Origin of the sequence: uncultured Thiohalocapsa sp. (genome assembly GCF_913063425.1) — a bacterium.
Lineage (GTDB): Bacteria > Pseudomonadota > Gammaproteobacteria > Chromatiales > Chromatiaceae > Thiohalocapsa.
Window position 1 is genome coordinate 171080 of record NZ_CAJXYK010000005.1, and the last position, 11605, is coordinate 182684.

The following is an 11605-nucleotide window of genomic DNA, read 5'->3' on the forward strand; positions in this document are numbered from 1 at the left end:
TGCCCCTGCGAGCCGCAGCGGATCGCAACCCCGGCCACGCCCCAAGCTGCTCCCCACGCTGGCGCTCCTGTTGCTCGCACTGCCCTTGGGGGGCGGTCTCACCGGCTGCGGCTTCGCGCTCCGCGGCGCCGTGGACATTCCGCCCGGGCTGAGCCCCGTGTACGTGCGCGGCGGCGGGCTGGTGCGCCAGAGCGTCGAGGGCCGGCTCGCGGGCAGCGGCGTGCCCCGCACCAGCCAGGTCGCGGACGCCGGCCTGATCCTGGACCTCCTGAGCGAAAACCGCGACGCCCGGGTCGTTGCGGTGGACCAGGACGGCAAGGCGCTGGCCTACATGCTGACCTATCGGGTGCGCTTCGCCGCCACCGACGGCGCCGGCGGCACGCTCATCGAGCCGCAGGTGCTGACCCTGGACCGCACCTTCGACGACAACCCCGATGTGGCCGTGCTCGGCAAGGAGCTGGAGACGGACATCATCTACAGCGACATGGCGGACGACGCCGCGGATCAAGTGATCCTGCGTCTGCGTGCGGCGCTGCGGCAGCGCGCCGGCGCCGGCTGAGCCCGACCGCCTGACGCCGCGACGGCCCGCCACGCCGATGCGACTCGACCCCGCCCAGCTCGCCACCGCGCTGAAGCGCCCACCGGCGCAGGCCTACCTGCTGTTCGGCGACGAGCCGCTGCAGCTTGGTGAGGCCGCGGACGCCGTGCGCGCTGCGGCAAAGGCGCACGGCTTCAGCGAGCGAACCTGTCTGGACGCGGACGCCAACAGCGACTGGTCCGCGCTGGACCACGCCGCCGCCTCCCTGTCGCTGTTCGCCGAGCGCCGGCTGGTGGAGATCCGGCTCGCCGGGGAAGGCGTCGGCAACGACGGCGCCAAGGCCATCCGCCGCTACTGCGAGCGCGGGGCCGACGACGTGCTGCTGCTCATCGTTGCGCCGCGGCTCGACTGGAAGACGCTGTCGTCGAAATGGGCACAGGCCCTGGACGCCGCCGGCGTCATTGTGCAGGTGCGCCAGCCCCAGGGGCGGCGCCTTCACGACTGGCTGCGTGGGCGGCTCACCCGGGCGGGCTTCCAGCCCACGGACGAGGCCCTGGCCCTGCTCGCCGAGCGCGTGGAGGGCAATCTCCTGGCTGCCGCCCAGGAGATCGAAAAGCTCGGCCTGCTGCGGGAGCCGGGCGCGCTGGACGCGGAAGCCCTGCTGGCCAGTGTCTACGACAGCGCCCGCTACGACCTCTTCGACCTCACCAACGCCGCCGTCGCCGGCGACCGCGCCCGCGTGGACCGGGTGCTGCGCGCCCTACAGGCCGAGGGTACGGCAGCGCCGCTGGTGCTCTGGGTGCTGGCACGGGAGCTGCGCAAGCTCGCCGCAGTGGGCTTTGCCCAGGCCAACCGCGGTGATACCACCGCGGTGCTACGCGAGCACAAGGTGCCGGAATCCCGCCGCAGCGCCACACTGGCGGTAGCACGCCGGCTGCCGGTACGGCGGCTCTGGCATCTGCTCGCCCGCTGCGCCGATGCCGACCTCGCCATCAAGGGCCGCAGCAGCGCCGACCCCTGGGCGGTGCTCGGCGAGATTGCCGATGGCCTGGCCGTCGCCGCAGCGACGCGGCGAGCCTGACGCGCTGATCAGAAGACCTACCCAAGGAATCAGTATACCGTCCCCGTTTTTAGTCCCCGTTTTTCGCCCCGCTTAAAAAATTCGGGGACGGTATATTGAATAGAGGCAACAGTGGGCCGGCTCGCGCGGCAGGGGGCAGCCGGACTGTGCCGCGCGCCGCGGTGCCGGGCCGGGTGCCGGGCCGGGTGTCGGCAGCGGCGGGCGCCGGCGCGGGGTTGCGCAAGCCATGGTCCGATTGATGGCAGGGGCCATGCCCGGACTTCCGCCGGGCGCAGGCATCATGGAACAATGATGGCGTAAAAGCAGCGCGTTGCGAGAGATGCTGAACATGCCCCAAACCCAGCCCCAGCCCCAGCCCCAGCCCCGGATCACCGACGTCACCGCCTACATGGCCGAGGTGGGCGAGCGCGCCCGCGCCGCCGCCCGCGGCATGGCCCGCGCCGAGACCGCCGCCAAGAACGCCGCGCTCATCGCCATTGCAGCAGAGCTGGACGCGGGGCGCGATGCCCTGGGCCAGGCCAATGCGGCGGACCTGGAGGCCGGCGCCGCCAAGGGCCTGGACGCAGCGCTGCTGGACCGCCTGGAGCTGACGCCCGGGCGCATCGACGCGATGATCGAGGGCCTGCACCAGATCGCCGCGCTGCCGGACCCGGTGGGCGCCATCACCGATCTCAACTACCGGCCCTCCGGCATCCAGGTGGGGCGGATGCGGGTGCCGCTTGGTGTCGTCGGCATCATCTACGAATCCCGGCCGAACGTGACGGCCGACGCCGCGGCGCTGTGCCTGAAGGCCGGCAATGCGGCGGTGCTGCGCGGCGGCTCCGAGGCCTTCGCATCCAACCGCGCCATCGCCGACTGCATCCAGCGCGGGCTCGCGGCAGCGGGGCTGCCGGCGGAGGCCGTGCAGGTGCTGGCCACCACGGACCGGGCCGCGGTCGGCGCCATGATCGCAAGCCCCGAGCACATTGACGTCATCATCCCCCGCGGCGGCAAGGGCCTCATCGAGCGCATCAGCCGCGATGCGCGGGTGCCTGTGATCAAGCACCTGGACGGCATCTGTCACGTCTACGTGGACGACCGGGCGGACCTCGACAAGGCCCTGGCGGTGACGCTCAACGCCAAGACGCAGCGCTTCGGCACCTGCAACACCCTGGAGACGCTGCTGGTGGCGGCGCCCGTCGCCGGCGATTTCCTGCCGCATGTCGGCGCGGCACTCAAAGACGCCGGCGTGGAGCTGCGCGGCTGCGAGCGCACCCGTGCCGTGCTGGGCGACGCCCGCCCGGCGACCGAAGCAGACTGGGACACCGAGTACCTCGCGCCCATTCTTGCCATGCGGGTGGTGGACGACCTGGACGCCGCCATCGACCACATCGAGCGCCACGGCTCCCACCACACCGACACCATCGTCACCGAGGACTACGGCCGGGCGCGGCGCTTCCTGCGGGAGGTGGATTCGAGCTCCGTCATGGTGAACGCATCCACGCGCTTCGCCGACGGCTTCGAGTACGGCCTGGGGGCAGAGATCGGCATCAGCACCGACAAGTTCCACGCCCGCGGCCCGGTGGGGCTGGAGGGCCTCACGTCGCAGAAGTTTATCGTGCTGGGCGACGGGCATGTGCGCACCTGAAGGGCACAGGGGCCGCGCGTCGGGCCCTGCCCAGGGCGGCGGTTTTCTGCTATCGTCAAGGCATCAGCGGAACAAGCAGGCAACCCACTGATCGCACGCGCATCGTGCAGCTTACACCTGTCCCGATCCAATTCGGCCCCGAGGCACCGGGCGCGACCATCGCAAGCCCGCCCCCAGCCCCTGCGCCCGCCCCTGCGCCCGCCCCTGCGCCCGACCCTGTACCCGGCCCTGTACCCGACCCAGCTCCAGCAACTTCGCCATGGACGGGGACATCCGCCGGCCGGCTGCCCGCTCCACCACCGCAGGCCAGCGATTGCCGGCAGGCGAGCCGGCAGCCCCGCCAGCATCCTCAGCCGCGGCATGCCCGCTAGCGAGCGCAGCACCGCCGCCGCGCCGCACCTGTGGGCGGCGCAGCCACCTGCGGCCGGGGCAGCTTCGCAATGATCGGCATCTTCGGCGGCGCCTTCGACCCGGTGCACTTCGGCCACCTGCGCACCGCACTGGAAGTGCGCGAGGCGCTGGATCTGAGCCAAATCCGCCTGCTGCCGCTCAACGTCGCCGTCCATCGTGCACAGCCCTTCGCCGACGGCGGGCTCAGGCTGCGCATGCTCGAGGCCGCGGTGGCGGGGGTGCCGGAGCTGGTGGCCGACGACCGGGAGCTTGCGCGCCCCGGCGGCTCCTACACGGTGGACACACTCGCCCAGTTCCGTGACGAGCTGGGACCGGATGTGCCGCTCTGCCTGCTGGTGGGCGGTGACGCCTTCAACGCCTTCTTCGAATGGCACCGGCCGCGGGACATCCTGGGGCTCGCGCACCTGGCGGTGATGCGCCGCCCGGGCAGCCTGCTGCCGCGGGACGCCACGCTGCGCGAGACGCTGGCGCGCCGCCGTGCCGAGCGTCCGGCGGATTTGCATGCAGCCCCGGCGGGGCGCATCTGGCTGCAAGCGGTGACGCAGCTGGACATCTCCTCCACCCGCATCCGCCGCACCATCGCCGCCGGGCGCAGCGCCCGCTACCTGCTGCCGGACGCGGTGCTGGACATGGCGCTGGCGGCCGGCTGCTACGCGGCCCCGGCCGGCGCGGCCGCCGACCGCGCCAGTGCAGAAACCGACTCCGACACTTCAGCCCAGAGGGGACATGATGCAGCTTGAGCAACTGAAAGACCTGGTCGTCGAGACCCTGAACGACATGAAGGCGCGCGACATCTCGGTCATGGACGTGCGCGGCAAGACCGCCGTAACGGACTACATGATCGTCGCCTCCGGCACCTCGGACCGGCACGTAAAGGCCATTGCGGAAACCGTGGCCTACCGCGCCAAAGAGGCGGGCGAGCAGGCCCTCGGCACCGAGGGCGTCGAAGCCGGCGAGTGGGCCCTGGTGGACCTGAACGGCGTCGTTCTGCACGTGATGTTGCCCAAGGTGCGCGATTTCTACAATCTGGAGCGGCTCTGGTCTGCGCCGGCGCTGGTGGCCGAGACCCTGCCGCGGAGCGCTGCCGCCGGTCGCGTCTGACCCGGACCGCGAGCACAGGCAGCACCCGGGCGGACACGCCAGCACCGGCATGGACCGATTTGATCGCATCTTCGAGCTGAACCGCATCCTCCAGAGTGCGCGGCGCCCGGTGTCGCGCAAGCGCCTGGAGGACGAGCTGGAATGCTCCCGGGCGACGGTAAAGCGCATCATCGAGGAGATGCGTCTGTACCTGAACGCGCCCATCGTCTACGACCGCGAGCACAACGGCTATTGCTACGATGAGTCCGAAGGCGGCATGTACGAGCTGCCGGGGCTCTGGTTCAACGCCTCGGAGCTGCATGCGCTGCTGACGGTGCAGCAGCTCCTCGCAGACGTGCAGCCGGGCCTGCTGGAGCCGCTGCTGAAGCCGCTCCAGCAGCGCATCGACGGGCTACTGGAGCTCCAGCGCGCGGGCTCCGACGGGCTTCAGGGACGGGTGCGGATGCTCCAGATGGCGGCGCGCTTCGACGCCGAGCAGGGCGGCGCCACCTTCCAGACCGTCGCCGGCGCCCTGGCGCAGCGCCGGCGCCTGCGCATGCGCTACCACAGCCGGTGGCGTGCGTCCCGGGAGGAGCGGGACGTCTCGCCGCAGCGCCTCGTGCACTACCGCGACAACTGGTACCTGGACGGCTGGTGCCACCTGCGCGAGGGGCTCCGGACCTTCGCCATCGACGCCATGGAGCACACGCAGACGCTGGAAACACCCGCCGTGGAGGTGGATGCGGCGGCGCTGGACAGCCACTTCGCGAGCTCCTACGGCATCTTCGCCGGCACACCCGGGCACGAGGCGGTGCTGCGCTTCAGCGCCACCCGGGCGCGCTACGTGGCCAACGAGCGCTGGCACCGCGACCAACAGGGCCGGCTGCTGGAAGACGGCCGCTACGAGCTGCGGGTGCCCTACAGCAACCCCGCGGAGCTCATCATGGACATCCTCAAGTTCGGCCCGGAGGTGGAAGTGGTGGCGCCGCCCGCGCTGCGCGAGGCCGTGGCCGAGCGCCTGCGCCAGGCCCTGGGTCACTACGCCGACGACGCCGTGGCGCAGGCCGAGCCCGCCACGCCCACAGCGACGCTCGCGGGCCACGCGGCCTGAGCCCGCCTCCACCGCAGACCCCAGCCTCGCTCTCTCTCAGGTGGCAACAGCGCAGCGCATCACCCTGGTGGCGGCCCTGGCACGCAACGGCGTCATCGGCCGCGGCAACGCGCTGCCCTGGCACCTGCCCGCCGACCTGGCGCACTTCAAGCGCCTGACCCTCGACAAGCCCATCATCATGGGCCGGCGCACCTGGGAGTCCCTGCCCGGGCTGCTCCCGCGGCGCCGGCACATTGTCATCTCCGCAGACCCGGACTATCGCGCCGAGGGCTGCCGGCTTGCGCCCTCGCCCGCGGCGGCGCTGCAGGCCGCCGCCGATGTACCGGAGATCATGGTGGTGGGCGGTGCCTCGGTGTACGCGGCACTGTTGCCGCAGGCGACGCACATGGCGCTGACGCTCGTGGACGCCGAGATAACGGGCGACGTCCACTTTCCGCCCTGGTCACAGGCGGCCTGGCAGGAGACCGCGCGCGAGCATCACCCGGCGGATGCCCGCAACGCCTATGCGATGGACTTCGTGCTGCTGGAGCGCCGCGCCGCCGGCTGACCCTGCGGGATCGTGCCGCCCGCGCCGGTGGTCTCAGCAATTGCGGCAGATGTCGTGCGCAAAGCCCTCCAGCTTGCGGGTATCGGCGGCGAACAGCCGGATGCCCTCGGCGAGCTTCTCGGTGGCCATGGCGTCCTCGTTGACGCCCCAGCGGAAGGCCTGCTCGTCGAAGTGCTGCTCGGGGATGTCCATGTCCGCGGCGGCGGCGGGGTCGAGCTTGCGCGGCACGTCGCCGTCGGATTCGGCAAGCTCGGCGAGCAGCTTGGGCGCGATGGTCAGATAGTCGCAGCCGGCGAGCTCCAGGATCTCGTCCACGTTGCGGAAGCTCGCGCCCATGACGATGGTGCCGTAGCCGTGGCGCTTGTAGTAGTTGAAGATCTCGGTGACGGACTTGACGCCCGGGTCCTCGTCCGCCGGATAGCCGGGGACGTTCTCCGCGTTCTTGTACCAGTCCAGGATGCGGCCGACGAAGGGCGAGATGAGCGTGACACCGGCATCGGCGCAGGCGAGGGCCTGCGGGAAGCTGAACAACAAGGTCAGATTGCAGTGGATGCCGCGGCGCTGCAGCTGCTCGGCGGCGCGGATGCCCTCCCAGGTGGAGGCGATCTTGAACAGCACCCGCTCGCGCGGGTCCACGCCGATGTCCTGATAGAGCTCGAGCAGCCCCTCGCAGCGGGCGATGGTGCCCTCGGTGTCGAACGACAGCCGCGCGTCGATCTCGGTGGACACACGGCCCGGGACGATGTTCAGGATCTCCGCGCCGAAGTTCACGGCGAGCTTGTCCATGGTCCAGCGCGCCTGCTCGATGCTGCTGCCGCCGCGCGCCTTGCCGAAGGCGACGGCGTCCTCCACCAGATGCCGGTACTGGGGCAGTTGGGCCGCTTTGTACAGGAGCGACGGATTGGTGGTGGCATCCTGCGGCTTGTACTCGGCGATGCTGTCGAAGTCGCCGGTGTCGGCGACCACGGTGGTCATGGTCTTGAGTTGGTCGAGCTTGCTCATAACGGGCTCCGGACGGTTTCCGCGCTGCACGCGCCGCATGCAGCAACGTCAGACCGGCATTGTCCCGGCGCCGTCCGGGCATGGATAGTTCGGGATATCCCGTAGCGCCCGCCACGGCACAGAGGCTTTTGTAACAAGGACTTCCGCGGATTGTCATCATTCTGTAATATTCTTGCGCAGCATGGCAGGGCCATCGGCGACAGGCCATCGGCACCGCCGCGGAGACACTCGCGCAGCCGCGCTCGACCTAAGCACCAGAGGACTCTGATCATCCAGATGAACCCCATGGCCATGGACTATCTGCTCCCCGCCGCCGACGCTGCGGAGCAGGACATGGAGGCGGCGATCACCGCCATCCGCGCCCATGTGCGCTGCGAGCCGGAGCCGGCGGTGCGCCTGCGCCGGCGCTTTTTCGACAGCTTCGAGTGGGGCCTGTACCGGGCGAACGCGGCGCTCGAGGAGCTGGTCACGGATCAGCAGCGCGAGCTGCTGTGGCAGGACCTTGCCGCCGACGGCGCCGTTGCGGCGCGGCAGGCGATCACCGCAGAGCCGGGCCTCATCGGCGATCTGCCGCCGGGTCCGCTGCGCGAGCGCATGGCACCGGTGCTGGGCGTGCGCCGCCTCCTGCCCATGGTGGCACTCACCGGAACCCGCCGCACCCTGCGGGTGCTGAACGACGACGACAAGACCGTCGCCCGCATCCGCCTGGAGCAGATGCGGGTGGAGGCCGCCGGCGGCCGGCCCGCCGTGACCCTGCCGCCGCGGCTTCAGCTCACGGCGGTGCGCGGCTACGGCCACGAGACCGAGACCACGGCCCATCGGCTGAAGACCGTCCTGGCGCTCGAGCCGGCACCGGCACCGCTGGTGCTGGAGGCCCTCGCCGCCGCCGGCCGCCGCCCGGGCAGCTACTCATCCAAGCTCGACTACCGGCTCGACCCGACGCAGCCGGCCGCGGCCGCCACCCGGACCATCCTGCTGGGCCTGCTGGACACGCTGGAGGCCAACATCGACGGCACGCGGCAGAACCTGGACCCGGAGTTCCTGCACGACCTGCGCGTGGCCACGCGGCGCACCCGCTCGGCCCTGGGCCAGATCAAGGGCGTGCTGCCCCAGGCCATCGTCGATGATTTCAAGGCCCGTTTCGCCTGGCTGCAGCAGGTGACGGGGCCGGTGCGGGACCTGGATGTCTATCTGCTGGACTTCCCGCGCCTCAAAACCGACCTGCCGCCCGGCCTGCGCGACGACCTGGACCCGCTGCGGGACTGGCTCGCCGCGCATTACGACACCGAGCAGCAGCGCCTCGCCGGCACCCTGGCGAGCGAGCGCTTCGTCACCCTGCTGCGGGAGTGGCGGGCCTTCCTGGAAGCCCCCGCCCGCAACGGCGCCAAGGACGCGAAGACCCCCATCGCGGCGGTGGCGGACAAGCGCATCCGGCGCATGTTCAAGCGGGTGCGCGAGGAGGGTCGCGCCATCACCGACGCCTCGCCGCCGGAGGACCTGCATGAGCTGCGCAAGAGCTGCAAGAAGCTCCGCTACCTGATGGAGTTCTTCCAGAGCCTCTACCCCGCGGAGGACATCAAGGGGCTCATCAAGCAGACCAAGGTGCTGCTGGACAACCTGGGCGGCTTCCAGGACCTCGCCGTGCAGGCGGAGCACCTGCGCGAGACGGCGGCGGCCATGCAGCGCGAGGACGCGGCGCCGCTGCCGACGCTGCTCGCCATGGGTGCACTCATCAGCCGCATGCTGGAGGGGCAGCAGCGGGCGCGGCAGGAGTTTGCGCGCATCTTCGCGGGCTTCGACAGCGCGCAGAACGCGGCCGTCTTCGAGCGCCTCTTTGCCGACAAGCAGCCAGCCGCAGCGGCGGAGGCGGGCGCGTGAAGATCATCGGCGTCTACAGCATCAAGGGCGGCGTCGGCAAGACCTCCACCACCGTCAACCTGGCCTATCTCGCCGCCGCCGCCGGGCAGCGCACCCTGGTGTGGGACCTGGACCCCCAGGGGGCGGCGAGCTACTACTTCCGCATCAAGCCCAAGGTCAAGGGCGGCGGGCGTGGCCTGCTGCGCGGCAAGCGCAGCCCCGACGACGCCATCAAGGGCACGGACTTCGAGCTGCTGGACCTGCTGCCGGCGGACTTCTCCTACCGCAACATGGACATCCTGCTGGAAGGCGCCAAGAAGCGGCCCACGGGCCAGCTGAAGCGGCTGCTGAAGCCCTTGTTGAAGGAGTACGACCTGGTGCTCTTCGACTGCCCGCCCAGCATCTCGCTGATGTCCGAGAACATCTTCCGCGCCGCCGATGCGCTGCTGGTGCCACTCATCCCGAGCACCCTGTCCGCACGCACCCTGGCGCAGCTGCTGGACTTCCTGGAGACCGAAGACGGCTTCGGCGCGCTGCGGGTGCTGCCCTTCTTCTCCATGGTGGATGCCGGGCGCGCCCTGCACACCGAGACCATGGAACGCCTCAGCGCCGAGCATCCGCAGATCCTCTCCGCCCGCATCCCCCTCGCCCCGGAGGTGGAGCGCATGGGCCTGCACCGCATGCCGCTGCCGGCCTACGCCCCCTCCAATGTCGCCTCCGGCGCCTACCGCGCACTCTGGGACGAGGTCGCCGCGGCGCTTTGAGCATCCGCCGTCTTGCCCAGACGGCTCGGCGAGAGGATCTGCACGGGCAACGGCTCGCGGTTACGGGATAGAATATGCCCTGACCCTCAGATCGGCGCTTCACCGTCAGCACTTCCGACTGGTCGTGTCGCAAACGCAGCAGATCATCGTCGCCGTGCTGACGCATAACCTGGGCTCGATCATCCTGCTCGGCTCGCTGCTGTTCATCCAGATCGCCTATCTGCCGGCCGTATCGGACGTGCGCTACGCCACCGCACGTATGCACTTGCGCCTGGATGGGATCGCGCTCTGCCTGCGCTGGCTCTGGCTGGGGGTTCTGCTCATCTACGGCAGTGGACTCTGGGCAGTTCTTGCTCTGCTGGACCTGTCCCAATGGCCGGTGCACGTCGTCTGGATGACGGCGCTGGCCGTACTCCTGGTCGTCCTGCTCGTCATCGCACAGCTCGGGCTGCTGCGGCCGGCGCGGCTGGCCATGCAGGGCAAACGGGTCCGCGACGCCCGTCGACTCTACGGCCGGCTGCGCGCGCTCTTGCTGGCCGCACTGGTCGTAGCCGCCGCCGCCATGCTGCTCGGCGTCTCCGGCGCCGTGCTGGTGAGCTGATGCGGGCTCGGGCCCTTGCCACGGCACTCCCGCGGGCCACCGCCGACGGGCTGATTCGCCCGCTCTCGGCGCTGTGGCAGCAACGCCTGCTGCTGGCGCTGCTGCTGCGCAGGGAGATCGTCGGGCGGACCTCCGGGACGCTGTTTCGTGCCGGCTGGCTGCTGATCGGGCCGGCGCTGCAGGTGTTGGCGTTCTGGTTTCTGTTGGATGTGGTGCTGCGGGTTCGCCTGCCCGGCCACGTCGTGTTCCTGGACTACTTTCTCGTGGGCATCCTGGCCTGGTTCCTAATCATCGAGGTGCTGCAACGCGCGCTCGGCATCTTCGCCGAGCAGGCGGCGCTGTATCAGCGCGGCGATTTTCCGCTGGTGCTGCTGCCGCTGCTGCCGCTGGTGATGGCGATGCTGATTCATGGCACGCTGTATCTCGTCGTCTGCGCGCTGCTGCTGGGCATCGCGGCGTTGCCCGCGGCGACGCTGGTGCTGTCGATGCTGTTTCTGCTGCTGCTGCCGGCGAGCTACCTGCTGGCGGTGCTCGGGCATTTTCTGCGGGACCTGCGCCAGCTGCTGCCGTTCCTGCTGACCATGGGGCTATACGTGACGCCGATCCTCTACACCCCGGAGATGCTGCCCGCGCCACTGCAGCCCTGGCTGATCCTGAATCCTTTCGCCGATATCATGGCCCTCATCCACCACCTGTTGCAGGACATGCCCGTCACAGTCGGCAACTGGCTGCGCCCGCTGGCGCTGTGGCTGGCGCTGCTGGGCCCGGCCTGGCTGCTGTTCCGGCGCAGCGAGCCGCATCTGCGGGAGACATTGTGACCGCCCCTGAGGTAAGGGCCGACGCGACGCTCGACGCGTCCGACGCCGCCGCTGCTTGCAGCGCGCCCGCGCTCAGGCTCAGTGCCGTCGGCAAGCGCTACCGCATGTATCGCAGCGACCTCGACCGCCTGTTGGAGATCGTCACCGGCAGGCCGCGCCATCAGGACG

Annotated in this window: 12 protein-coding genes; 11 read left to right on the forward strand and 1 reads right to left on the reverse strand. The window is 70.5% G+C overall.

The window, feature by feature from the left end; translation table 11 throughout:
- Positions 1–70: 70 nt before the first annotated feature.
- The 7 genes from lptE (at position 71) to folA (ending at position 6395) form a co-directional block, all read left to right on the forward strand.
- Positions 71–559, forward strand: coding sequence for an LPS assembly lipoprotein LptE (gene lptE, locus QZ607_RS04215; protein WP_295879993.1), 489 nt, complete (start codon positions 71–73; stop codon positions 557–559).
- A 37-nt stretch (positions 560–596) separates the two neighbouring features.
- Entirely contained in the window at positions 597–1619 is a 1023-nt protein-coding gene (gene holA / locus QZ607_RS04220; protein WP_295879996.1) for a DNA polymerase III subunit delta, read from the forward strand.
- Between the two features lie 328 nt (positions 1620–1947).
- On the forward strand, positions 1948–3246 hold the full coding sequence (locus QZ607_RS04225) for a glutamate-5-semialdehyde dehydrogenase (RefSeq protein ID WP_295879998.1): 1299 nt from the start codon (positions 1948–1950) through the stop codon (positions 3244–3246).
- 440 nt (positions 3247–3686) lie between these two features.
- Entirely contained in the window at positions 3687–4397 is a 711-nt protein-coding gene (nadD, locus tag QZ607_RS04230) for a nicotinate-nucleotide adenylyltransferase (protein ID WP_295880000.1), read from the forward strand.
- Positions 4387–4758 carry a ribosome silencing factor gene (gene rsfS, locus QZ607_RS04235; protein WP_295880003.1) on the forward strand — a complete coding sequence of 124 codons (372 nt, stop codon included), beginning with the start codon at positions 4387–4389 and terminating at the stop codon, positions 4756–4758. Before nadD ends, rsfS begins: the two co-directional genes overlap by 11 nt.
- Positions 4759–4807: 49 nt before the next feature.
- Positions 4808–5848, forward strand: a complete 1041-nt coding sequence (locus QZ607_RS04240; protein ID WP_295880005.1) for a YafY family protein — start codon at positions 4808–4810, stop codon at positions 5846–5848.
- 40 nt (positions 5849–5888) lie between these two features.
- Complete coding sequence (folA, locus tag QZ607_RS04245) at positions 5889–6395, forward strand: type 3 dihydrofolate reductase (RefSeq protein WP_295880008.1); 507 nt, start codon at positions 5889–5891, stop codon at positions 6393–6395.
- Between the two features lie 33 nt (positions 6396–6428).
- On the opposite strand, the gene tal is transcribed toward folA, so the two are convergent.
- Positions 6429–7397 carry a transaldolase gene (tal, locus tag QZ607_RS04250; RefSeq protein ID WP_295880010.1) on the reverse strand — a complete coding sequence of 323 codons (969 nt, stop codon included), beginning with the start codon at positions 7395–7397 and terminating at the stop codon, positions 6429–6431.
- Between the two features lie 276 nt (positions 7398–7673).
- Here tal and QZ607_RS04255 point away from each other — a divergent pair, with 276 nt between their 5' ends.
- The 4 genes from QZ607_RS04255 (at position 7674) to QZ607_RS04270 (ending at position 11437) form a co-directional block, all read left to right on the forward strand.
- Complete coding sequence (locus QZ607_RS04255) at positions 7674–9275, forward strand: CHAD domain-containing protein (RefSeq protein ID WP_295880012.1); 1602 nt, start codon at positions 7674–7676, stop codon at positions 9273–9275.
- Positions 9272–10018, forward strand: a complete 747-nt coding sequence (locus QZ607_RS04260; RefSeq protein WP_295880014.1) for a ParA family protein — start codon at positions 9272–9274, stop codon at positions 10016–10018. Before QZ607_RS04255 ends, QZ607_RS04260 begins: the two co-directional genes overlap by 4 nt.
- 124 nt (positions 10019–10142) lie before the next feature.
- Positions 10143–10619, forward strand: a complete 477-nt coding sequence (locus QZ607_RS04265) for a hypothetical protein (RefSeq protein ID WP_295880016.1) — start codon at positions 10143–10145, stop codon at positions 10617–10619.
- A complete protein-coding gene (locus tag QZ607_RS04270; protein WP_295880018.1) occupies positions 10619–11437 on the forward strand; it encodes an ABC transporter permease in 819 nt (272 codons plus the stop codon). The genes QZ607_RS04265 and QZ607_RS04270 overlap by 1 nt, the downstream gene beginning before the upstream one ends.
- Positions 11438–11605 lie beyond the last annotated feature (168 nt).